This window comes from Sinomicrobium kalidii (assembly GCF_021183825.1).
Lineage (GTDB): Bacteria > Bacteroidota > Bacteroidia > Flavobacteriales > Flavobacteriaceae > Sinomicrobium > Sinomicrobium kalidii.
Window position 1 is genome coordinate 321,098 of the sequence record NZ_CP089211.1, and the last position, 24,398, is coordinate 345,495.

Sequence of the window (24,398 nt, forward strand, 5' to 3'; positions counted from 1 at the left end):
CTTACTGTTTTTCCTTCTTCATTAATGTTTTCAATCCGGCGCAGCCCTCAACCCTATACTATGCCGCCTGACGCGTAAAGCCGCGGCGCTGCATATTACCCCACTGATGTTTTCTTCCGAGCAGGTGATTAAGGTATCCCTTTATGGAACTGAACAGTATAACGGGGTGATACAGAAAGGGTTCGAAAAACGCCATGCTACACAGCCCCAGCACTTCTTTCCAGCTCCTGTAATAGCGAAAAGTATACTGGTCCCATAAAACAGCTACGGAGGATATGAATACGGAATAGGTATACACAAAGATCAGAAGGATAATGGCAAAGGGCCAGTTTACCATTCCCATGATAATAAGGTAAATATAATAGAGTATGCCTACGGTTTCAATAACCGGGGCCAGCAGTTCAAAGAAAAAGTTATAAGGAAATATTACCAGCCCCATTTTCCTGTATCCGGGGTTGAACAATACCTTCCGGTGTACGGCAAATAACTGCATGAGGCCCCGCCCCCAACGGACACGCTGGCGGGTAAAGACTTTTAACGTATAGGGCGCTTCGGTCCAGCACAGTGTTCTTGGTATATACCGTATGGCATAATCCTGTTTGGTTTCACACATGTATTTACCCATGCGTACCAGTATGTCCATATCTTCTGCAAAGGATCTGGAATCGTATCCCCCGGCCTCAACAGCAATTTCCCGGTCAAAAAGCCCCAGGCCGCCCGACACATTCGGGACTGCATTAATGGCTGACCAGCCCATCTTTCCCATAATGTAGGAACGCACATATTCCATTTCCTGGAACCGGGGCAACAATGCCCGGGGAGGCCTTATCCGGGTAAGCATCCCGGCATCTACCTCACAGGAATTGGCTATCCGCAAGGGAGCTCCCGCAGCAATGACCCGTTTTTCTTCGTCCAGGAATGGCCGGATCAGGAACAACAAGGCATCATTGTCGAGAATACAGTCCACATCCGTATTCAGGAAATACGGAAAAGCAGCGGCATTGATCCCTGAATTTACGGCATCCGCCTTGGATTTCCCGTTTTCCTTGTCTATAACCAGCAGCTTCCTGTAGGCCTTATCGGCAGATTTGAAAAAGCGCCTGACGGGTTTTGAAGGCAACCTCGGATCATAGGCAAAGTCGATCTCGGTGAGCCGGAACTCCGAAACCAGCTTTTCCAGGGTTTCGTCCGTACTTCCGTCATTCACTATAATTACTTCAAACCGGGGATAGTTCAGCGTTAACAGGGAGCGAACATTGTCTATGATCGTCGCGGCCTCATTGTAGGCCGGGGCGATTACCGATATTCCCGGAGTCAACGGGGACTCTACCAGGATCTCCTGTTTCCTGAAGCTGTTCAAACGCCTGTTTTTACGTATGTTGCGGGCAGACAATACTGTGAGGATAGCATACAGTGAAAATATGGCTATACAGTATATAAAAACAGCGCCTTCATAAAATCTCGTCGTATAGTACCAAATCGATTCTTCCATACTCATTCAAAACATATTTTACGTTCCGTGCCTTTATTTCGAGGCTCTTCTGTTTACCGGAACTAATATTTGATCAGGGGATTGGCCGCATGCTTCAAAACGATATGTCCCGGCCCTACAGCTTCCGCCTGCATTTCCCTTAGCAAATCTTCGGAAAGTGCATGGTGATTTACAATAGATCTGGCGGCGTGTTTCCTCAGGAGTATTTCCTGTTCGCTTTCGAACTTATCGCGGAGAAAGCTCAGCGACTTCCCGCTTCCTATCCTTCCCAGTGCCTTTAATATTTCCAGTTTACAGTGCCGGGGCTGATGGTTATATATGGAGATGAGATGTGCTTCGGCTTCTTCTGCCATTAATTTTCCGAGGGCATTGATAAGCTCCGCCCGGAGCCTGACATTTTCCGTTTCCAGAAGACTTACAATAGCGGAAACGGCTTCGATCTGCTGATAATGTACAGCCAGCTTCAGGCAGAAAGAGACCACCGAAGGATGATGCTCCATTGAAATCCAGTGAGAAAAATCGGGAATCTTCACATCCTTTCGCTGGGTTATGATGCGAAACATTTCTATTTGTTCCCAGTACAACAGGGGAATGGATATTTTTTCAAGAAAAAAGAACGGCCGGCGTTCCGAAAGTTTTATGAAATAACACCTTGCCCCTTCCCGTATATAGCGGTTTTTATGATCCAGCAATGGCAGCATCTTATCTTCGTTCACCGGTACTCCCATGGAAACCAGCTCGTCCAGGGCCGAAATAATCGTCTGCGTTCGCTTACGGGTAAGATTTTTTTCTGCAATGTGGTGTAAACCGAGATCAGTATACAACCGGGTGAGCCATTTCCGCGGTCTTCCCGAAAAATTCCTCCGGTATTCCATGAGTTCTTCGACAAGGAACTGCCGCACCTCCGGTTTGCGGAGCCCCAGCCCCCGGAATTCATCAAGGGAAAAGGCTACCGTCTCCGTAGGGACACTGCTTTCCGCCAGGATAACGTGCTTTACAATGAGTTCACGAATTTCCGGCAGCAACTTCGCTTTTTTTCTGTCACTGACGGCTCCTCTTCTTCTCCATAACAGAATAAACAGATATACCAGTATTCCTCCAATAACAGCTCCTGCCGATACAGCAGCAGCTATTTTAATAAAAACCGGTAATTGATAATAGTATTCCAGTATTTTGTCAACAGACATTTTTTCCATCTCATTTTTCTTCTGATATACTGGTTCGGGGATACATACATTTATTTGTCGATAAGCCGGCTTACCCGGGACAAGAGTTCTCCGGGGGTGAAAGGCTTTTTGACATAGTCGTCTGCCCCCATCCCGAAACCGTCCAGCACGGCTTCTTCATCATGTATGGCAGACAAGATAATTACCGGGACCTCTTGCTGTTCGATATTCTCCCTGAGCCTGCCAATGATCTCATAGCCATTGGCATAGGGAAGCATCAGGTCGGTAAGCACCAGGTCGTAGCGCTGTTCTTTCAAGGCAATTAGGGCTTCTTTCCCGTTACGCGCCTCTACCACCTTATATCCCTGCCTGGTCAGGATGAGGTTAAGCGTTCTCAGCATCATAAGATTATCTTCAATGACCAGTATCCTTTTCCGACCGGAAGAAGCAGAAAACTCTTTAACACCTGTTGAGGTCTGTGAATTTTTGTCGGCTTCAATCATTTTAAATATGGATTTAGGTTCATTTGCGTGGATAACTTCCTATTTTACAAAGCCAAAAGTATAATTTCCAGAATTTTCGATCATGACTTAAATCATAGTTTTTGAAGTTTTAGATCAACACACATTTTTTAACGATAAAATGCATTTTTGTTAAAAAACACCTAAATAAGGATGATATTTTGCCATATACACAAAGAGATGGGCTGAAAAATATTTTTTTGAAGTAAAGAAAGCGGAATCCCGAAATATAGAATATAAAAGTACCCGGCGGGACGATGCCCTAAATACAAACTCAACCCAATGAAGAAAAAAGTGGAGTTTTTATAAATTCAATAACCGGGTTCGCCCGGGGTCACCGGACGCACCTTCTTTCCTGTTTCCAAAACGGTAAATACGTGGGACTGATTCTGATAATTTGTTCGTTTTTATTAAAAAAGAGGGGCAACCTCTCTGATTGCCCCGTTCTTTATCCTGTTAACATGAATAATGTTTAGGCTTGTGAATCAAAAGCATGTTCAGCATTACACGCTTTGTCTGATATTTTTAAAAAGCTCCTCTACTTCGATTGGCTTCAAGCTAAAGCCGAAATAGGGGAACTTTTTCCTTATCCATTATTCACGTCCTGTTAATAATTATCATTTTGTGTGACCAGTCCCTCCGGTACCCCATCAATATATTTTTGCGGGATCGGGAAGTATTCATTTTTTCCTTCGGTAAAAGCGGCATTGGTAAGATGTGTACGACGGGTTTTCTCCACTTCCAGGTAACTGTTCATCACTTCATCCGCAATTTTCCAACGTACCAGGTTGAAAAAACGATGCCCTTCCATGGCCAGTTCCAGTCGTGTTTCCAACCGTACCAGTCGCCGGGCTTCATTTATATCAGTCCAGGCTTCCGTATACGTGGAGATATTGTAGTTGGCCGCCTCGGCGGTTCCCTCCAGATTTTTTACCGCAGCTGTATTTGCCGCTCTTTCCCGGATCCGGTTGACCAGTGCCCTGGCTTCTTCCAGACGTCCCAGTTCCACCGCAGCTTCCGCCCTCCATAAAATCACCTCGGCGTAACGGATGATATAGTAATTCAGTGCATTTACATACGGCCATGTGGTTACATAATACGACGAATTTGCAGAAACAATACGTTTTTTGGGGGAATACGGTCCATAGGTAGCCAGGTCTCTTGCCCATGTGTCCGAATATAAAATACCCAGGTCTTTATAGGGGATATCCGGGCGGGCCACGGTTATGTCCAGACGCGGGTCTACAAAATCCTCAGCGGTAACATTTACATTGTCGTTTACCGGGTAGCCGTTGTTATCGGTCTTAAAGGCATTGACAAGGTTCTGCGACGGGCGGTGAAACCCATACTGGGCATAATAAGGTCCTCCCGGAGCGGTTAACCTGTCACCTATGCTTCCGTTATAATTATCGGGTTGTCCGTCCTCTACGGAGTGTTGTACGGCAAAAAGGACTTCCCTGCTATTGTCATTTTCCGGCAAAAACACCTCCTGAAAATCATCCAGCAGGCCATAATTGCTATTCAGTACTTCTTCAGTACCGTCGTAAACCTCCTGCCATTTTCCCTGGAAAAGATAGCATTTGACCAGGTAAGCTTTTGCAGCTATTCCGGTCGGCCTGCCGGGCTCTTCCTGCGTATCCGGGAGTACTTCGTATGCCTGGCGGAAATCCTCCTCTATCCTGCTCCACAGTTCTTCGGAACTGAATTCCGTATTGGACTTGGCATAATCGTCTACTGTTGCAGCGGTTTCGTCAATATACGGAATACGGTTATAGATCTTTTTCAGTTCAAAATAAAAGTGCCCCCGGAGAAAACGAAGTTCTCCCATGCGCTGTTTCCCTAAGCCGGCATCAAAGGTTTCGGACTGCTGTAACAACCGCATGGCTTCGTTGCAACGTTTTACCCCTTCGTAAAGGGCCATCCATTTCCTTTCGATGTCAAATGTGGTAGGGTTGGTATTGAATATCTCCATCTGGTGGATGTTGTTCTGGTCACCGGTACCCCCACCGCCCTTGTAGCAGTCGTCGGAAACCACATCGCCGAAACTCCAGTTGGAAGCCGGGGAATTGTAGGCATTGCTCGACCCGTCGAACTGCCCGTTAAGCACACTGTAAGCCGATATGATGGCGCGTTCCACATTTTCGGGCACGGTCATCTCCTCCGGAGCCACTTCACCATAGGTAGTCTCTTCCAGGAAATCACCGGAGCAGGAGACCAGTTGCCCACCCAGGGCCAGGATCATTACAAACTTGGTTATATGTGCAGTTTTTATCATGTCTTCGATTTTTTAAAAGGTTAGGTTAAAGCCCATACTTACGGTCCTGGACGGCGGATATATACCACGGTCTACGCCTATATCCAGGTTCCGGTTGCTGGACGAATAATTTTGCAGGCCTATTTGCGGGGTCATCCCGCTGTAACCGGTAATGGTAAATACATTATTGGCCTGGGCATAAACCCGGAGCTGCATGCCTGCCATGGATTCGGAGTCAAACGTATAGCCCAGCTGTAAATTGTTCAGTTTAAAATAAGAGCCGTTCTCTACATAATAGGAAGAAGGCCGGATATTGTTGTTGGGATCGTCCAGTGAAAGCCTCGGAATACCGGAACCGGGGTTTTCCGGAGACCAGGCATTGACCAGCGAGGCATCTTTGTTATAAGCGGCCTGGTTAAAAAAGTGGGTTTTGTACTTGGTAAGGTTATACAGGTCATTGCCGAAACTGCCGTTGAAAAACATGCCGAGGTCAAACCTTTTATAATTCAGGTTGACATTAAACCCGAGCATCAGGTCAGGGTGCGGCGACCCTATAAAGGTCCGGTCGGCATCGTCTATGGTCCCGTCTCCATTGATATCCCTGAACCGGATATCTCCCGGTAACGCATCGGGTTGTGCAGCATGACTATTCACTTCTTCCTGACTGCGGAACAGTCCTTCGGCCACATACCCGAAGAAAGAGCCTATGGGCTGCCCGACAGCACTACGGGAGACTTCCTGATCGAAGTTTACACTGTGGAGGGAAGAACTGGGGATTCCGAGGTATCCGGTACTTTCGAGTTGGGTCAGTTCATTTTTATACCCCGTAAGGTTCATGGATATACTGTACCCAAAGTCGCCCGTGTTATCGGCATAGGTGATGTCCAGTTCAAATCCGCGGTTCTTCATCTGTCCGTCATTGACCCATTGCCCGTCGTTGGTTCCTCCGTAGGTAAGCGGCACGGGTTTGTACACAAGGATGTCTTCCGTGACCTTGTTGTAGTATTCTGCGGTAACATTCAGCTTATTGCCAAAAAAACCAAGGTCTACCCCCACCGTTGTTTGTGTGGTGGTTTCCCATTCGAGCCCGGGATTGGGAACCCTGGTCTGGCTCAGACCGGTAGCCACCGAATTCTGACCGCCCCCGACAGCATAGTCGGAATATGCATTATTATTGCTGTAACTGTCCACCGTGGAATAAGCCGGCACCTGCTGGTTCCCGGTCTGTCCCCAGCTTGCCCGTAACAGAAATGCCGTGAATGTATCACCGAGGTCAAAGAAATCTTCGCGATCCAGTCGCCACCCGCCAGAAACTGCGGGAAAAGTATCCCAGTTATTATTCGCCAGCCTGGAGGTTCCGTCTATCCGTACGGTAGCGCTCAGCAGATATTTCTCATCAAAATTGTAATTTACCCTTCCGAAATAAGAGTTCAATGCCCATTCACCGGCACTCCCCGAGTTCAGTTGGTTATCCGTTCCGAAAGTCAGGTAGCGAAAGCTGGGATCTTCATACAGGAAATTCTGCCGTGAGGCATCGAAGCTTTCATTATAGTATGCTATGGATTCCTGCCCGAAAAGGATATCTATATTGTGCAGGTCAAAACTCTTTTTGTAATTCAGGGTATTCGACCAGGTTAACTGGTAGTTGAAGCTATTACCGGTACTCAGGGAATTGATATTGTTCTGGGAAAGGATCTCGTCATACTCGGGTGAAAACCCACGATAATTATAACTCTGGTAATCGATCCCGAAAGAAGTTTTCAGGGTAAAATCACTGAGGTTCAGACTGGCGTAAACATTCCCCAAAGCCTGTACACGCTTTCTTTTGTTATCCTTACCCCTGTACAGGTTCCCCAGGGGATTTCCGAGGTCATTGATCGGGTTTCCGCCGTAGTTACCGTTAATATCCTTTACCGGGACAATGGAAGGGAACTGCAGGGCATCGTAAACGATACTTCCCAGCGCACTATTGGTCCCCGTACTCACCTGTTCGGTATAGGAAGCGGTGAAGTTTTCCCCGATAGTCAAAAAATCCTTCAGCTTATAACTGGAATTAAACCGGGCGGAAAAGCGTTTAAACCCCGTGTATTTTATAATTCCTTCCTGATCGAAATAGCCCAGTGAAAAGGTATGTTGCCCCCGTTCGTCGCCTTTGGCCAGGGAAATGTTATACGACTGTACCACGGCGGGCTGCATGATCTCTTCAATCCAGTTGACATCGGCACCCGGGATGGTTTGTTCTTCATTCAGCCATTGCGGGATCACGGGATTGTCCGGATCGTCCCCATATATATCGTGTGAAGGGACCTGTCCGTCATTTTTGGTGGCCTGCCACAGCAGATCGCCGTATTGTTGTGCATTCAGCATCCGCGGGAGGTTAAACGCCGATTGAATCCCTGCATAGCCGTCCACCTTGATTTCGTATATATCCCTGTTCCCCCCTTTTTTGGTGGTGATCACCACCACACCGTTAGCGGCGCGGGAACCGTATATGGAAGCCGAGGCCGCATCCTTTAACACCTGTATCGTTTCAATATCCAGCGGGTTTATGCTGTTCAGGCCGTTGGAAGCAGGTATCCCGTCAATAATCACCAGGGGGTCGTTATTGTTAATGGTACTGAACCCGCGTACCCGTATGGAAGTTCCTCCACCGGGGCTGTTATCGCTCATGATCTGTACTCCGGGCAAGCGGCCTTCCAGCATTTCCACCACATTAGAGCGGGGAAGCGCTTTCAGTTCTTCGGGTTCTACCGAAGAAATCGATGCAGTCACATTTTTCCTGCTTTCGGTGCCGTAACCTACAACCACCACTTCTTCCAGCCTGGAAGCGTCTTCCTGCAGCACTACGGTAACTTCTGTCTTACCCGTTACATCAATGTCCCGGCGTTTATAGCCCAGGAAAGTCACGGAGATCGTCCGGGCATCCCCGGGAATAAGCAATGAAAAATTGCCGTCAAAATCGGAAATGGTCCCTGTGGAGGTCCCCTCGATAAAAATATTGGCTCCCGCCACCGGAATCCCGTCCTCGTCCCTTACGGTACCGGATACTTTTCTTTTTTCCTGTGAATATTTGGTTTCCCGGGCAGAAAGTTCCTTTACCAGGATGCCGTTATCCGTGATCCGAAAATCCACATTCACTTCCGATTTCAGGATCGACAGGGCTTCTTCCAGTTCCTTGCTATTGATGTGGACGGTTATCCTTTTTTTCAGGAATTCCTGGTCCGACATATAAATGAATTTCCGGTGGGTCTGCTTCTCAATAAGCTGAAATACTTTCCGCACCGTTACATTCTTCAGGTTCAGATTCACCCACCTGTTCTGATGTACCTCCTTGTTTATCGGCGGTGTGAGACGGGTTTGAGGTGTTTCATGATTAGCCCGGGCACATACATTTACTATGAACAGGGCGGTTAATAACATACTGTTTCTCATGCTTCTTCTGTGAATTTATAAAGGTTCTTGTTGGGAATAAACGCTGCTCTCATCAATAATTTGCTACCTGTTTTCCCGATTATGGGCAAGCAATGACCGGCTTATGGATTTCATGGCCGTAGCCATATGGTTTTCAACGGTCCGGGGCGAAATGTTCAGTAATTCCGATATTTCCCTGTATTTTAGTCCGTCTACCCTGCTAAGCTCAAAGATCAGCCTGGATTTTTTCGGGATGTCGTCCAGTATTTCACTGATCTTGCTCCGGTCGATCTCTTTTTGCTCCTTTTCAATGATCTGTTCTTCCACACTCGGCAGGGCAAGTTTCAGCCCGGATGTCTCGTCCATACTTTCGTGGTAGTGGTCTGTTTTTACCCGTTTTTTCATCCGGTTCTTGGTCATGACATACACATATGATCTCGGATTCATCACTTCATCCAGCCGCTCACGCCTGTTCCACAACTGAATAAAAACATCGGCAACCTCTTCTTCCACGATATCCGCATTGCTTTCGTACAACAGTCCGAAACGGCATAAGCTGTTGTAATACCGGTTAAAAAAGATATCCATGGCTTCATAGTCTCCTTCTTTTATACTGCGGAACAACCGGACATCCGAAAATTCCGGACCACCGATCGTCAGATTTCGCTTAGTTTTCATTGGTTTGGATTATCGTGTAATTATTCTGTGTATCCCTGACCACGGTAACATCGGAGATAAATTCCAGGGAACGGATAAACTCATCCAGATCCTGATCCTTGAATGCTCCTGTTATACGCTTTTGCCTGATCTCCGGAGCTACGGAAAAATGTACCCCGTAAAACCTGCCGATCAGATGTACTGCATCTCCGAAAGGTATATCGTCCAGCAGGAGCATATTATCTTTCCATGCGGTGACCTTCTGTACGTCGAAGTTCCGTTTTATCACTTCTCCCGATTTTCTGTCGAGCACCAGTTCTTCACTGGGGAGCAGGTGTATTTCGTCGCTGCTTTGCTTTATGAGCACATTAACCTTTCCCTTTTCCAGGGAAACCACGGTATTATGCCCGCCGCAGTTCACGTTGAACTGTGTCCCGAGTACTTTTACGTCCATATCATCCGTGTGTACGACAAAGGGGATTGTCTTATCGTGTTTCACCTCAAAAAAAGCTTCCCCCCTTAACCATACATCCCGACTGTCCTCGAAGGTATTGGGATACCTGATCTCGCCACCGGAATTGATAACCACCTTTGTACTGTCCGGTAGTGTTACTGCAAGCCGCTGCCCTTGCCCGGCGATCCGGTGGTTGGTATAAACCGGGGGCCGTTTTGTAACTAAATAGAGTCCCAGGCACAGCAGTGCCATAACCCCTCCTCCTACTGTGATTATCCTGTTACGTGAAAAAAAAGAACCGAAGTTGTTCTTTCCGTATCTTATCTTTTTACGAAGCTTCCGGCCCGAGCTATGTTTATTGAACCGGAGTGTAGCTTCCGGGTAGTTTTCCCAAATGGTTCTGTAATTTTCATAAATATCGCGGAGTTCGTCGTCCAGCATAAGTTCCACCTCAAACAGCGGGCGGTCTTCCTGATCCATTTCCCCGGTGATATACCGGATACATTTCAACTCCTTCGGCGTACTTTCCGACATAAAAATGCTTTTAATAGTAGGAGTCAAAAATTATGGATATCCCCTAGTTTTGTATGTGAGGAGATTGAAAACTTATAATTATGTAATTGTTAAGAGCAGAAATCGCTTGCATTAACAAGACTTTAAGGATACCAGGGGATTGATCGGGTTGTAAAGCTTCTCCCGCCCCGAAACGGTCTGCATTACAAAATCCCCATCTAAATATTAAAAAAACAGCATTTAAAATAACGATACGCAAAAAATATTTGTAAAAATGTAAGATTAGTCATATCTTTTCTACAAAAATCAACAATTATGAGCGATGAGGCTAAATTAGATCGTATGCGAAAAATTCTTTCCAAACTGAACGATATAAAGAATACCCAGGAAAGTAGCATAGATAAAATAAACCATGTTATTACTGATCTGTTCGAGTATCCCGACCCCAAACTCGAAAAAGTAATGGAAGAAGCACACCAGAGGGCTTCCGACAATATAGATATGGTTCATCAAGCGATTGAAGAATACGAAATGCGTATCAATAAATTATCCATGCAGTAAATAGTTATCGTATGTTTTTATATTTTACCGCAAAAGGGCACAAAGTGACACAACGCCTGTGTGGAAATTAAAAATATACCTCGGTAAATCATTTTGCTCATTATCGGTTAGTTTTAGCCAAACAGCATAAAACCACCTTCTCTTTATTTGATGAAATTTAATTGAAAATGTCTGTTATCCGTCAGTTAAATTTCAAAAAAAGGTGTCTTCTACGTTGAAAACACCTTCTTTCTCCGTAGCATATGAGCAGCTTAAGTAGTCCACACATATAGTCAGTTTGAAAAACCTGTGACCAGGTAATTCCATCCCTTTCCCGCCACCTGGTAAAATATTTCCCTGAAAAAGAATCTGCCGGGAACAGGTTGATCCGGGAAGATATTACCCGTTTAAAAACGTATTCCCGCAGATAATTGCACATTAAACGGTTCTCCGTCTATATAATAATATTCCGGGTTTCCGGAAGCGTTAAAGAGAAGGTCTCCCGATGCCATGTACCGTTTTCCGGTGAAGTTATCTGCCAACAAACGGATGAAGTATTTGTCTTTGGTAAAATTGATCCCCGCGTCCAGCTTGGTAAAGTCCGGTATATACTCGTGCGTCTCCGAAGTACTCCGCTTTACCTGGGTTATTTGTCCGAGGCTGAATCCGAGTTTTGCGTTATTTTTAAGGGGAATGGTGTATTGCAGCCAGGTATTGAATATCTGCTGTGGCGCCTGGGGCAGTTCTTTGCCTACCTGTTCGGGGTCATTATCTTCTGTAATGCGAGCATGTACATAGGTATAATTGGCAGATACGGATAATCGCTCCGTAACATTTCCCAGTATATCTATTTCGATACCCTCACTGGTTACTTCCCCGGCTTGTCTTACGTACCCCGGGTGTTCCATATCCGTGATCTGCACATTGGTCTTTACCGTATAAAAACCACTTAACGACGTGCTTAAACGAGAACCAAACCAGTTTTTTTTAATCCCCAGTTCCAGGTTGTTCCCCCGTTGCGGATCTGTTGCTTCCGAAGCGGTCACTTCATTGGTTTCCGGGTCTGTTTCTGTAGCCACCAGCCCGTTTTGGGGTACAAAGGACTGGTCGTATAAAAAGAATACGGAAGTGGAGGGATTTGCACTAAAGGTAAGCCCTGCCCTGGGGGTCAGGGCTTTTTGATCAAACTCGGTCCAGTCCCCTGCCCCGGCTGCCGTAATATTCCGCTTCTCATTCTTGTACCGGGTGTACCGGGCTCCCAGGGATAATAGCCATTTTTTATGCAAACGTATATTGTCATATACATAAGCCGACTTCAGGTCGGTATTGTTTTCCGACTTTACCAGCCGTGTCGTCTGCCTTACGGAATCCCGATCCACGCGGTTTTCGTAGGTATATATATTGTAGGGAAAACTAAAATCGCCCCTATGTACTCCTATAAAACCTTTGCTGTTGGTATAATCTACCCCGATCAACAGGTCATGCTCCACCGTACCCGTATGTAACTTGCCATTTACAAATAGCTGGCTGTTCCATGTTTTACCCCCTCCGGCATATAAACTCGAAGTCCTCCCGGTATTCCCTTCTTCGTCATAATGTACGGTACTGCCGTTCGTTGTCATGTACCACGTTTCATAAGGTGCTGCCAGGTAGGAACTCTGTGAGGTGATCTGCCACCAGTCATTAAGCTTATGACGGAAAAAGAGCCGTACCGTTTCATTCCTGGCATAACTTTGAGGCAGTCCCGGAGCAGCACTGTAATTTTTGGATACGGGCCCCTTTAATTTATCGGATCCATTACGGACTTTGTTCAGGGCTGCCCCGTTCTTCACATTGCCCCGTATAAAATTATATTCTGCCAGTATATAGGTATTCGGACTAAAGTTGTATTGCAATACCGGGGCCACTACAAACTTATCGGTTCGTATAAAATCCAGGTACGAATCTTTGTGTTGGTAAGCGGCATTAAACCGGTAAGAAAAGCCTTTATCCCTGACTTCACTCCCTATGTCTACCGCTGCCCTGTACAAATTGAAACTCCCCAGCATAATACGGGCATCGCGTATTCTTCTGCCCGGGGTCTTGGTCACTATGTTCACAGAGCCTCCCGGCTCACCCGAGGAGTTTAAAAAACCAGCGGGGCCCTTTACCACTTCTACGCTTTCCATAATGGCCTCGTCATCTATGGAGGCTCCGAAACCAAAGCGCCGCGACATCCCGTTCAATGTGGTAAATCCCTTGAAGCCTCTTATGTTTGCTGTAATGGACTGGTCAAAGGGCGTGCTGTTATACCCGAAGTACAAACCACTGGTGTTCCGCGCTACATCTTTTAACTCCAGCGCTCCTTGCTGCTGTAACAGTTCGGAGGATATGCTGATAATATTCTGTGGCACCAGTATTAACGGTTGCTGTATTTTTAACGTTGATGAAAGGGTGTCCTTTTTCATTCGCAATGTCTTTGTCCCCACAACATCTACCCCTTTGAGGTAATGGACATCTGTCTGTGTACTGTCCGCCGGGCGGGATACGGGTTCTTCCTGTGCGGATGCCAGCTGCTGAAAGCCGAGAAAACAAATCATCAATGTGTAATATATTTTCTTCATTTTTTACGGTTTAGTGAATTACGTGATTATATTTTGATTTTATATGGTCTTGCGTTTGGCCACCAGAAAAAGCAGCACGACAACAAGGACAACCGGAAGGCCCTGTATAAGAATAGCTATCCATCTCCCGGGTTTTTCGCGAAGCTCAAAGTGCGGCAAATTGCGTATATCATTCTCTTGTAGTTTTTTTTCGTACAGCATGTAGTTGTTTATATGGGCGACCCACTTGTCCTGAAAAGCCCCTACCTGTTCCCGGTAATCCAGGTAGTCTTCCAGACCGGTCCGGGCCACGGCATTTAAAAAGGTCTGCATCTGTATTACAGGGCTAAGCCAACCGAGTTTGCGGAGCAATGCATTGTGCTCCTCCGCCTTTTTACGGTATTTTTTCACATGCCTGTTCATCCTCCGCCCCAACAGATCGTAATAAGCTACAAACCTCTTGTTCCCGTAACGGGCAGTATCCCCGGGACTTTTCAGTTCGGCGTATTTCGGATTGTTTAAATAAAAAGTGTCCAGCAGCTGGGGAATTGGCATCTCCCAGGTATGCTCTATTTCTTCCCTTTGGGCAGCGATCAGCTCCGTGCGGGATGGCATGGGATGGGTGACCTCAACAATTTTATGCCCTATGGCGGGCAACAGGAAGGTTAGTATAAACCATATCCCCAGTAAGCGTACCATCGTAAGCCGGGAAGATTTTTTTCGGAGGATCACCAGCCAGGTCACAGCATACCAGAATAACAGGTACAGGGTAATCCCGAACAGCCATAACAGGACATCGGTGACCGTAAGCCCGGTAACTTTCGAATGTATCCAAAACCCCGCAATGCTCACCCCCCAGGCTATAGCGCAAACCCATAAAAAACGGAATAACAGTTTAAAGGCCATGATCCGTCTTATATCGGCCCCCTGAACGGTCAGCAGTTTATCCGTTCCTTGTTCCACTTCGCCGGCATATACATCATAACTCCACACCATGAGAAGGAGCGGAAACAAATAGATCAGCAAAAAGGAAAAATCGAAATTTCCGGAAGCGAGCTTTTCCGGATTGGTGATGGTAGTCCCGGGTGAAGAGAACGTATTCCTTTTACTGGTCACAATATCAAAATACGGCAGAAGGTCGCGCTGTCCGATAGCCATAGTCGAAAGCCTGTACGGGGGAAAAGCAGCATAAGGCGGATTGCGGTACTCCACTACCTGCGGTATCCCGGCTTGTGCGGCTATTTTTTTTCCTTCCGCAGTTGTGGTGTCTGCCTGAAAACGAGCGAGCAGGTCACGCCTGTGGTCCCGGTAATTCTGCTCCAGGCTGTCCAGTCCATCCAGTTGGTGACCGACAAACTTTTTCCCGTTGTACAAACTGTAAGCCCCGGTGCCGAAGAAAAATAACAAGGCCAGTACAGGGGTCGCCCGGCGGGTGAGCTGCCGCCATTCAAACCGAAAAATTATACCGAAAAGATGCATCATTTCCCGTGATGATTTTTGGTGATGAAATGCAGGACAAGAACAGCCAGCAATATCCAGCCCGAAATTCCGTAAAAGACCGTCTTTTGCAGTTCGAGGATGCGCTTTATGGAAAATTCCCTGTATTGAAAATCCTTCATCCGGCTAAAAAAATCCGGGTCAAGGGTACGATGTACTTCATCTGTTGAGGAATGTTTGGCCTGTTCCAGGTTTAAACTCCGGATAAAGTGATCTCTATATGCCCGGGCCTGGGTAAAAAATGCCTGGTGATGAAAAAAATCGGTGCCGGACATGGCCGAAGAGAACCGTTTAATACCGATAAAAGGGTTTATCCATATAGCCTCGTTTATAAAATTCTGCTGTTTGTTGAAAGTCTGCGATACCTTGTTGTAGTAATATGTAAATACTTTGCTCTTATAATCTTCGTGATACTGCATAACAAGGGCATCCACATCTACCGGAAGTTGCGCAATATTGTCTGCTCCGTAGCGGGATAGTAGCTCTTTTTCATACGCTTTTGCCCTTTCGTAATAAGGCCCGTCCCCGTTCAGGCCTTCCCGGTAGCCCTGTTCTACACGGTCGTCGAACGTGGCTCTTGACATGGCAGGAAACTTATAGTCGGCCATATTGATCACTATCCTGGGCAGAAGCACTATGGCGAGTAACCAAAAGGTAAGTGCAGTAAATACGGAGATTTTGGAAGAGGTACTTCTAACGGAAATAATCACTCCTGTCAATACGCATAAAAAATAATACGACAAATACCCCAGGAAAATAAACGATAAACGCAACGTGGTTTCCACACCTTCCCCGACAAGCAAAAGGGCCGACAGCATGATCAGAAATGCGGGAAGCACAAGCAATACGGCCAACAGGAAATTTACCCATATCTTGCCCCATACCAGCCTCCGGAATTTTATCCCTTGAGCCAGCAACATACGAAGCGTACCCGATTCCTTTTCTGCGGTAATGGCCGAAGATGACAGGAATAGTATAAGCAGGGGGGCCAACAGCTGTAAAATCAGGGCAAAAGAAAACTGCCCGAACCTCAGGAGGTTATCTTTTCCTTCGGCATTGCTGTGGTTCACTTCCTGTTGTACATGAGCCTCTATCCTGTAGGTAGTGCCGGAATAATCGTTTAACCCGGGATGGAAAGCTCCCAGAACGTTCAGGGGTTTAAATATCCAGGTACCGTAATGGGCTGCGCTATGTGCCCCCCGGTGCTGTGCTTCCCACTGCTGCCGGAACAGCTTATTGGCGATTTCACGATCTTCCTGCGCCTGCCTGTATTGTATCAGGGTTAAGATCCCGCTTGCCACAAGTAAGCCCCAGGTGATCCCGAACAGCAGGGATAACGTCCCTCCCCGGTATACCAACCTGAGATCTTTAAGTATTACCGTCTGTAAAATCCGGATCGAATACATGGAAAACAAAAATTATCGCGACAAAGTTGCATTATTTTTTTAATATTTGCAACTTTGTCGTATATGCGACCCCGTATCATGAACAGAATATCCTTATTTGGGCGTAAGTTCCCTTTTTATGCGCAACCGGATGCCATGGACTGTGGCCCGGTATGCCTCAAGATGGTTGCTGCCTACTACGGAAAGACCTGGCCATTGTCCCATTTCCGGAAACTGTGCAATATCAGTAGTCAGGGTACTTCCCTTGCCGGTCTTACCGAAGCTGCAAAGGTTATGGGTTTTAAAACCCTGGCAGCCGAATTACCGTTTGACAAACTTGCCACACATGTACCGCTACCGTGTATCCTGCACTGGGAAAAGGAACATTATGTGGTTTTATACAAGATTTCCGATCGCCACGCCAACATTGCCGATCCCGCCAACGGAAAGGTTAAAATACCCATAGCAAATTTTAAATCTTCCTGGCAGATCCGTGAAAACAGCTCCATAGGAAGGGCGCTGTTACTGGAACCCACCGATGCTTTTACAAACAGGGCAGATACTCCGGAAAGCCCCGCTTCTTTGTGGTCCCTGCTTCCTTACCTGAAACGGCACAAAAAGATCTTTCTTCCCATTGTTATAAGTGTCGTTTTTGCCAGTGCCTTTTCCCTCGTAATTCCCCTTCTCACCCAACTTATTGTAGACAAGGGAATCAAAAATCAGAATACCGGCCTGCTATGGCTCATTTGCCTGGGGCAGCTGGCGCTCTTCAGCGGCCGTACGGTTATGGACTTTGTCCGGGCACGGCTGCTGTTCCGTATCGGGGCCAGGACCGGTATAGTCATGCTCAAGGAATTTCTGGCCAAACTGATGACCCTTCCTTTTTCTTTTTTTGACAATCGCCAGGCCAGTGACAATATGCAACGGGTAAACGACAACCAGCGTATCGAGGATTTCCTCACCAACTCCCTTATTGGTTTTATACTTTCCAGCCTGACCCTTGTCGTACTCGGCGGTGTCCTGCTCTATTACAACTGGATGATCTTTATGATCTTTCTGACAGGGGCGGTACTCAGTACGCTTTGGTCGCAATCCTTTCAGCATAAAAGGAAGATCATCGATCAAAAGAAATTCAAAGTGTTATCGGCCAACCAGCAACTGTTACTGGAAATTTTTTATGCCATGCAGGAGATCAAACTGACGGGGAGCGAATCCGAAAAACAACAACACTGGGAAAAACTCCAGGACCGGTCTTACGGATTAAAACTGGAAGCCCTTCAACTGGACCAGTTTATGCAGGGCGTGGGCCTTTTTATTAATGAAGTTAAAAATGTATTTATCACCTATGCTGCTGCCATGCTGGTTATCCAGGACCAGATTACCCTGGGCGGTATGCTGGCCATAACCTATATTTCCGGACAACTCAACGCCCCCGTTACCCAGTTGATCGAGTTTGCAAAGGTCTCCCAAAACACGAAGTTCAGCCTGCAACGCATGGATGAGGTACACCGGGAAACCGAAGAAGATGCGGGAATCCCGGAAACCCCGTTGCCGCCGGTACCGGAAGATATTGATATAAAGCAGCTCTCCTTTCGCTACGGACACCGGGGATCTCCTTATGTTTTAGAAGACCTGGACCTCCGTATTCCGGCCGGAAAGGTCACTGCCATAGTAGGCATGAGCGGAAGCGGCAAAACCACCCTCATCAAGCTCCTGCTGAAATTCTACCACGCTAATGCCGGTTCCGTAACCGTTGGTCAACAGCCCATACAACACATTCATGCCAAAGCGTGGCGCTCCCTTTGCGGAGTAGTGATGCAGGACGGTTATGTTTTTATGGATACTATCGCCAGTAATATTTATGCCGGGGCGGAAATTAAAGACGAAGTACGGATGACAGAAGCCGCACGGCTGGTAAATATGCATGATTTTTTCCGGTCCATGCCTTTCGGCTATGATACCATAGTGGGAAAAGACGGCCACGGACTGAGTGAAGGCCAGAGACAACGGCTTCTGATCGCCCGGATGATCTACAGGGATCCGTCGTATATCTTTCTTGATGAAGCCACCAATGCCCTTGACGCCCATAACGAACGCTCTATCGTAAACAACCTGAACCGCTTTTTTATCGGAAAAACGGTAGTCATCGTGGCCCACAGGCTCAGCACTGTGAAAAATGCAGACCAGATCGTTGTACTGCACCGGGGACAGCTTGTGGAAAGAGGGACACACAATGAATTACTCGGGCGCAAAGGGAATTATTATCACCTGGTTAAAAACCAGTTAGAACTCGGTAAAACAGATCATTCACTTCTAAACTAAAACCTGCTTATGAGCATTCGTATATTTCCCCACTCCCTGGTAAGGTATGCGGGTATGGATTACCGGGATTTCGAATCCTTTACCCTTAAAAACACAGCTTCTATGCTGGAACAATACCTGGACCTTCACAAAATCAGGCAATACCAAAAAGATGCACTCTGTGACGGGCTGTACCAATGTGTCGCCGAAACGGACGATACCAACAGGCAACTGCTCATCGACCTGAAACGCCGGATATTCAATGACCGGAAAATACCGGAACAAAAATTGCTCCGCCTGAAACCGGTTATCCCCGCCGCACTTTGGACAGCACTCAGAGACTACCTGGAATTGCTGGACAAATTAAAAACCTTCGACACTGACGGTAGCGTAAATTACAGGCAACAACTGGAACAGGACCGGAGAAAAATTCAGGAACTCGCCAAGCACCCGGTTTTACAGCACGGGCTTTTACTATCCAGTCCCGTTTTGATGGAACAGCTTCCGAGGTATCTCCGGAAAGCCCCCACTACATTTCGCCAGAAAGAGTTCCGGGTAGAATTCAGCCTCCTGCGCTACCTTACCCGGAGTTGTTTTAAAACTTCCCCGTTCAGCACATTTACACATACCGGTGTTATGCAGCTATCGGACAAAAATGAAGACCGCACGCAACCGGATCCCAAAAACGTGAAAAGCAGCCTGCACCTTAACAATCACCTCTTCGCATATTTGAATTCCATGCTGCTGCATCATCCGGAACTCAATGAATTGTTACTGATAAAATGCAATGAAACCGTTACCGTAAGGGATGACAAAATCCGGTTCCTGGTGAATTTCAACAATATTGAATCCTTTCAGCAAATTCCAGCGGCCGGGCTACCGATGGTTATCGTAAACTATGTACAAAAATCTGAAACGCCCCTTTCACTGCAAACGCTGGCAGACCAGCTTACGGAAATCGTGGAAAACGCCGGTCGCCCGGATATTAAGGCTTACCTGTTTAAACTGGTAAGCGCAGGGCTTTTGCAGGCAGGGACAGGGATTTCGGGAATTGATCCGGAGTGGCATACAAAAACCATGGATTTCCTGGAAAAAACAGGGAGCCATTCCCCCTCTGTCAAAACACTGAAAAATCTTTTTGAAAAACTACAGGAGTGCTGTATGACATATGCGCAAGCAGATACGGCCACTCGCCGCACCTTGTTAAAAACCGCGGAAACCCTGACTAACGAAACATTTGAAAAACTGGAAAAAGAGGGCGGTATATATTCTTCGGAAAAAAAGCCGGTACAAGACCCGGGCAGTAGTTTTGAAAAAGCCGGATTTTCCTCTTACCGCTTTTCCCAGAAGCAACTGTTTTACGAAGATTGCCATACCCCGGAAAAAGAAACCCTTTCTCAAAAACAGGTCCGAAAGTTTATTGCAAAAACGGATGCTTTCCTGAATCATTTGCTTCCCCTGGACCTTATGCGAGACGAACGTATAAAAATGGCTTCTTTCTTTACCCGCCACTACAACAGGGAAGCCACCGTAAATATTATAGATTTTTATAAGGACTACTACCTTCTTGTAAAAAAACCCGAAAAGGAACAGGCGGAAAAGGCCCCCCTTAAAAAAAAGGATAAAACGCCGTGGGAAAAAGAACTGTCCGAAAGAATAGCCCGCACCGCACAACACCAACCTGAAGTACTGGACCTGACAAAAAATCTTTTCGACAACCTTCCCGTACCGGAAACATCACCTCCGTTCGAACCCCGGTATTCCAGGGGGATATTCGTACAATTCCATACCGACGAGAACGGGGGCAATGGCGATCTTTCCGGGGTCATTAACACCGTACTTCCCGGCATGGGAAAGGTAAGCGGCCGGTTTTTGTCCCTTTTTGACAAAGAGGTTACCTCGGATTTCGTGGATTACAACAACCAGCTCTATCCCGGGATCGTTAAGGCGGAACTCAATGATGCATCCAGCTTTAATGCCAACATACACCCGCCTTTGCTTCATCGTGAAGTTGCACTCCCCGGGGGAAACAACATTTATCCCCCGAATCAACAAATACAGGTAAACGACCTGCATGTCCGTTATGACCCGGATACCGGGTTTCTGAAACTGGTAAAGGACGGAAAACAGGTCTTTACCTATGACCTGTGCCTCGAATCCTTTTATAACCGGTCTAAGCTGTACCAGATGATGGCACATTTTAACCCGGATGCCAGACTTTCCCCGAAATCCCTGGTACGGCTGGTAGATACTATATATATCCGTCAGGATAAAGACCGTGACTGTTATGTACTGCCCCGTATTACTTATGAGAAAAATGTGATTATAAGACGAAAGACCTGGAATATAAAACGCTCCGCTGTCCCGCAACAGGAACAGGAGGAAACGGATTTTGCCTATTACATGCGATTAAATACCTGGCGGCAATCTCACAGTATTCCGGAACAGGTTTTTCTCTTTCTCCGGAAAAGGCCTGTAAATGCCAATCAACCGTCACGTAAAAATACCTCCGTAAAAACCAGCATAACTGACGATTATAAACCCCAGTATATTTCTTTCGTACAACCGGTACTTGTAGGTTTTTTTAAACGCCTGATCTCCAGGGCAGATCCCCATATTTCCTTTGAAGAAGTCCTCCCGGAATTGCCGGTCAGCCATCCCGATCCGGATGTCCGGGTAAAAGAATATCTGATACAATGGTATAAATACTGACTTAAGACCACAGAATGTAAAACGTAAGATTCAGCGATCAGATCATAAGTCTAATAAACCAAATTATTTACACATGAAACACCACAACTGGCTTGCTGCCCATATTTTTTATCCCGGTGACCTGGATAACGTATTATTGCATCTTGTCCGGCCGCTCCTCCGCAGGATCTATCCAAAACTACAACAGCCTACCCCCTATTTTTTTATCCGGTACTGGGAAGAGGGCAGTCACATCCGGCTGAGGTTAAACGCAACCCCGGATAAAGAAGCGCTGATCCGGGACGAACTTCTGTTACGGGCTGCCTCCTTTTTTAAGGAATACCCGGCCGGTTCACCGGCGCCTGCCCCGACCGTAAAATTTGTGCAATATATTCCTGAAACCGATCGGTACGGCAACCTTCAAAGCCTTCCCCGCGCAGAACACCAGTTTTTCCAATCATCGGCATTTGTACTGGAATGGCTGGCCCAAGCTTCAAAGGCCCCGATGCTTATCGAATCTCTCAGGATGCATCTTATCGTACTATGTGCCACACAATGGGATATTGCCGGGCTAAACGAAGTCTGTACTTCGTTTATAGAAGGATGGCTCCCCCGGCTATACGACAATTCCAAAGCGAAAACAGCACAGAAAAAACAATGGCTGGATCTGTTTCGTGAATCTTTCCGCCGTCACTCCGAACACATATTACCTGCTTCTAAAATATTCTGGAAAGAACTTATGCAGGGTACGGCTGATCAACGCTCCCTTACCTTCCTGCAGGCCAATACCGAAATTTTCAGGGCTTATGAAAGTATCGGTTTTACGGACGACAAAATGAACTCGGTAGTAAGCAGTATGATCCATATAGGCAATAACCGCCTCGGAATTTCCAATTACGAAGAAGCCTACGGCATGTATTGTACGCAACAATGCCTGTTGTTCATCCACAAAAATCAAATCTTCGCTTAACCCATTATTTTCAACCATGCTAACCGAAGAAGAAAAGAGAAAACTCAGCAGGCAATTGCACCAGATCAAAACGGATATACTGTCACAAGCCATAAGCAAAGAAGGAACGCTTTATTGGGAAACGCCCGTATATCAAAAAGACGGTTCCGGGACCACTACGGAATTGTCTTTGGATATCTTTAACGGCAATAGCGGAATAGCGCTTTTCTTTTTGGAACTCTACAAGTACGAAGGCCATAAAGAAAATCTGGAAACTGCCAAAAAGATCATCCGGTTTATACTGGATAGCAAAGAACAGAAACCAAAATATTTTAGTTTTTACACTGGTTTTACGGGGGTAATTTACACATTGCTAAAAATCTATGAGACCACGGGAGAAAATAATTACCTGACCCAGGCACTGCACCTCGCCCTGGACCATGCGCGGGACATCGCCGAACAACCTGTAAAGGCCGATCTCTTAAGTGGTTATGCAGGAAACCTGTTTGTGATGACCCTCCTGTTTCATTACAGCGGAAATAATGCGGTACTGGGGATTATCCGCCAATTGATCCGTAGGTTTATCGCAGAACTCCGCATTTCGAAAACAGGATTAAAATGGGATTATTCCCGGGCTAAATCGTCTTATGACAGTATGGCCGGTTTTTCACACGGGGCCTCGGGAATTGCTTATGTGCTGTTACAGGTAGGAAATTACTTTAAAAATGACGGGCTCCTGTATCTCGCGGAACAGGCTTTAGCCTACGAGATGCAATACTTTTACCCGGAATCGGGAAACTGGCTGGACCTGCGTATGGGCCCCTACCGTTTGAGCTTTGAAAAAGCATACCGGTGGGACCTGGAACAGTTTATACCAAGCATGCTTCATGTAAATTCCTGGGCCCATGGCGCTTCAGGTATTGGAATTTCAAGACTATATGCTTATGAAATAACCGGAAACCCCATGTACCTGGAACAGTGTAAAACAATTATGCAATCCTGTCTTGTCCACCTGCAAGAAAATGACCGGCAGGATTTTACACTATGCAGCGGATACGCGGGACATATTCCCTTTCTATCGCGGTTTATGAATTACTCCGAGGTCTATAATTTCCGTCAGTTAACTGCCATTGCCGATAATGCAAAACTACTGTATTCCCAACACCACGCGTATAACCCCCATGTTCCTGACAACCGGAATGACTGTGGCCTGCTATCAGGAAAAGCCGGTGTAGGATATGGTATTTTACATATACTGAACCGCGACATGGACAGTGTATGCGCACCCCGCTTACCCGAACCCGATAACAAGAAAACACTTGATGGTTATTCCAAAACCGCTGTGATTTCACATATTTTCAAAAAATACTATCCGGAAACCATCCGTATCCTAAACACCGGTTACGGGAAATTTATGGAAAACTCCCGGGCTGAAGATATTTCTGCATTTGAACACGAGGTAAAACAATATATCGAAACCATGCCGGACACTCCCGGGGTATTACGGGAAACATTCCGCTATGAACACCGGTTGACCGCCTTATGGAAATCGCACAAAGGATACCTGTGTTACCATATCAAAAGGAAACACCACCAATCCTGTGCAGAAAAGCTATCCGACTGGCCTCCTGTAGCCCTCCTTAAAATACCGTTTACACTTTCAGGTCATGTACATGTATATCACCTTACCCCGGAACTGAGAACAATAACCGGGGCAGAGCCCGGGCACGAAGCCATATTGCTGCTACCAGATGAAAACGGTATTCATAAAACCTTTCTCGGCAGGTTTCATACCCTGCTGGTATCTTATTTGGATAAACAATATTATACGGTGGACGACCTCACTGACAATATACTTCTCCGACATTTTTCTCAACAGGTAAAAACCCCGGATAAAATACTGGAGTTAAAGGAACTCGTTCTAAAACAGCTTACGGAAATGATAAAGGCAGGGATCGTGAAGGAAAAGGAATAAGGGAAGAGGC

15 protein-coding genes are annotated in these 24,398 nt (G+C 46.5%); 5 read left to right on the plus strand and 10 right to left on the minus strand.

The window, feature by feature from the left end; all coding sequences use genetic code 11:
* Positions 1-58: 58 nt before the first annotated feature.
* The 7 genes from LS482_RS01180 to LS482_RS01210 all read right to left on the minus strand — a co-directional run bounded on the left by LS482_RS01180 (position 59) and on the right by LS482_RS01210 (position 10,489).
* Positions 59-1,492 (minus strand): glycosyltransferase family 2 protein, encoded by a 1,434-nt coding sequence (locus LS482_RS01180; RefSeq protein WP_233029909.1) that lies wholly within the window; start codon positions 1,490-1,492, stop codon positions 59-61.
* Between the two features lie 62 nt (positions 1,493-1,554).
* A complete protein-coding gene (locus LS482_RS01185) occupies positions 1,555-2,679 on the minus strand; it encodes a HEAT repeat domain-containing protein (RefSeq protein ID WP_233029910.1) in 1,125 nt (374 codons plus the stop codon).
* 50 nt (positions 2,680-2,729) lie between these two features.
* Entirely contained in the window at positions 2,730-3,161 is a 432-nt protein-coding gene (locus LS482_RS01190; protein WP_233029911.1) for a response regulator, read from the minus strand.
* Positions 3,162-3,786: 625 nt separating this feature from the next.
* Entirely contained in the window at positions 3,787-5,454 is a 1,668-nt protein-coding gene (locus LS482_RS01195; RefSeq protein ID WP_233029912.1) for a RagB/SusD family nutrient uptake outer membrane protein, read from the minus strand.
* Positions 5,455-5,466: 12 nt separating this feature from the next.
* Positions 5,467-8,865 carry a SusC/RagA family TonB-linked outer membrane protein gene (locus tag LS482_RS01200; protein ID WP_233029913.1) on the minus strand — a complete coding sequence of 1,133 codons (3,399 nt, stop codon included), beginning with the start codon at positions 8,863-8,865 and terminating at the stop codon, positions 5,467-5,469.
* 63 nt (positions 8,866-8,928) lie between these two features.
* Positions 8,929-9,522 (minus strand): sigma-70 family RNA polymerase sigma factor, encoded by a 594-nt coding sequence (locus LS482_RS01205; protein ID WP_233029914.1) that lies wholly within the window; start codon positions 9,520-9,522, stop codon positions 8,929-8,931.
* Positions 9,512-10,489, minus strand: a complete 978-nt coding sequence (locus LS482_RS01210; protein WP_233029915.1) for a FecR family protein — start codon at positions 10,487-10,489, stop codon at positions 9,512-9,514. The genes LS482_RS01205 and LS482_RS01210 overlap by 11 nt, the downstream gene beginning before the upstream one ends.
* Before the next feature lie 294 nt (positions 10,490-10,783).
* Between LS482_RS01210 and LS482_RS01215 the strand changes: the two genes are divergently transcribed.
* Positions 10,784-11,029 (plus strand): hypothetical protein, encoded by a 246-nt coding sequence (locus tag LS482_RS01215; RefSeq protein ID WP_233029916.1) that lies wholly within the window; start codon positions 10,784-10,786, stop codon positions 11,027-11,029.
* A gap of 386 nt (positions 11,030-11,415) precedes the next feature.
* Here the strand turns inward: LS482_RS01215 and LS482_RS01220 are convergent, their stop codons facing one another.
* From LS482_RS01220 to LS482_RS01230, 3 genes are read right to left on the minus strand one after another with little or no spacing between them, the layout of a single operon-like run.
* Complete coding sequence (locus LS482_RS01220) at positions 11,416-13,611, minus strand: TonB-dependent siderophore receptor (protein WP_233029917.1); 2,196 nt, start codon at positions 13,609-13,611, stop codon at positions 11,416-11,418.
* Between the two features lie 39 nt (positions 13,612-13,650).
* Positions 13,651-15,072: a DUF3526 domain-containing protein gene (locus LS482_RS01225; RefSeq protein ID WP_233029918.1), complete on the minus strand. Its 1,422-nt coding sequence runs from the start codon at positions 15,070-15,072 to the stop codon at positions 13,651-13,653.
* Positions 15,069-16,493 (minus strand): DUF3526 domain-containing protein, encoded by a 1,425-nt coding sequence (locus tag LS482_RS01230; RefSeq protein WP_233029919.1) that lies wholly within the window; start codon positions 16,491-16,493, stop codon positions 15,069-15,071. The genes LS482_RS01225 and LS482_RS01230 overlap by 4 nt, the downstream gene beginning before the upstream one ends.
* Positions 16,494-16,571: 78 nt before the next feature.
* Between LS482_RS01230 and LS482_RS01235 the strand changes: the two genes are divergently transcribed.
* The 4 genes from LS482_RS01235 to LS482_RS01250 all read left to right on the plus strand — a co-directional run bounded on the left by LS482_RS01235 (position 16,572) and on the right by LS482_RS01250 (position 24,388).
* Entirely contained in the window at positions 16,572-18,794 is a 2,223-nt protein-coding gene (locus LS482_RS01235; protein WP_233029920.1) for a peptidase domain-containing ABC transporter, read from the plus strand.
* A 9-nt stretch (positions 18,795-18,803) separates the two neighbouring features.
* Complete coding sequence (locus LS482_RS01240; protein ID WP_233029921.1) at positions 18,804-21,485, plus strand: lantibiotic dehydratase; 2,682 nt, start codon at positions 18,804-18,806, stop codon at positions 21,483-21,485.
* A 73-nt stretch (positions 21,486-21,558) separates the two neighbouring features.
* On the plus strand, positions 21,559-22,434 hold the full coding sequence (locus tag LS482_RS01245) for a thiopeptide-type bacteriocin biosynthesis protein (RefSeq protein WP_233029922.1): 876 nt from the start codon (positions 21,559-21,561) through the stop codon (positions 22,432-22,434).
* A 16-nt stretch (positions 22,435-22,450) separates the two neighbouring features.
* A complete protein-coding gene (locus LS482_RS01250) occupies positions 22,451-24,388 on the plus strand; it encodes a lanthionine synthetase LanC family protein (protein ID WP_233029923.1) in 1,938 nt (645 codons plus the stop codon).
* Positions 24,389-24,398 lie beyond the last annotated feature (10 nt).

Excerpts from the sequence above, each read along its gene's own strand:
- LS482_RS01240 (WP_233029921.1), top strand. The coding sequence starts at position 18,804 with ATGAGCATTCGTATATTTCCCCACTCCCTGGTAAGGTATGCGGGTATG.
- LS482_RS01250 (WP_233029923.1), top strand. The coding sequence starts at position 22,451 with ATGCTAACCGAAGAAGAAAAGAGAAAACTCAGCAGGCAATTGCACCAG.
- LS482_RS01200 (WP_233029913.1), bottom strand. The coding sequence starts at position 8,865 with ATGAGAAACAGTATGTTATTAACCGCCCTGTTCATAGTAAATGTATGT.
- LS482_RS01185 (WP_233029910.1), bottom strand. The coding sequence starts at position 2,679 with ATGTCTGTTGACAAAATACTGGAATACTATTATCAATTACCGGTTTTT.
- LS482_RS01190 (WP_233029911.1), bottom strand. The coding sequence starts at position 3,161 with ATGATTGAAGCCGACAAAAATTCACAGACCTCAACAGGTGTTAAAGAG.
- LS482_RS01215 (WP_233029916.1), top strand. The coding sequence starts at position 10,784 with ATGAGCGATGAGGCTAAATTAGATCGTATGCGAAAAATTCTTTCCAAA.
- LS482_RS01210 (WP_233029915.1), bottom strand. The coding sequence starts at position 10,489 with ATGTCGGAAAGTACGCCGAAGGAGTTGAAATGTATCCGGTATATCACC.
- LS482_RS01205 (WP_233029914.1), bottom strand. The coding sequence starts at position 9,522 with ATGAAAACTAAGCGAAATCTGACGATCGGTGGTCCGGAATTTTCGGAT.
- LS482_RS01230 (WP_233029919.1), bottom strand. The coding sequence starts at position 16,493 with ATGTATTCGATCCGGATTTTACAGACGGTAATACTTAAAGATCTCAGG.
- LS482_RS01235 (WP_233029920.1), top strand. The coding sequence starts at position 16,572 with ATGAACAGAATATCCTTATTTGGGCGTAAGTTCCCTTTTTATGCGCAA.
- LS482_RS01220 (WP_233029917.1), bottom strand. The coding sequence starts at position 13,611 with ATGAAGAAAATATATTACACATTGATGATTTGTTTTCTCGGCTTTCAG.
- LS482_RS01195 (WP_233029912.1), bottom strand. The coding sequence starts at position 5,454 with ATGATAAAAACTGCACATATAACCAAGTTTGTAATGATCCTGGCCCTG.
- LS482_RS01180 (WP_233029909.1), bottom strand. The coding sequence starts at position 1,492 with ATGGAAGAATCGATTTGGTACTATACGACGAGATTTTATGAAGGCGCT.
- LS482_RS01225 (WP_233029918.1), bottom strand. The coding sequence starts at position 15,072 with ATGATGCATCTTTTCGGTATAATTTTTCGGTTTGAATGGCGGCAGCTC.
- LS482_RS01245 (WP_233029922.1), top strand. The coding sequence starts at position 21,559 with ATGAAACACCACAACTGGCTTGCTGCCCATATTTTTTATCCCGGTGAC.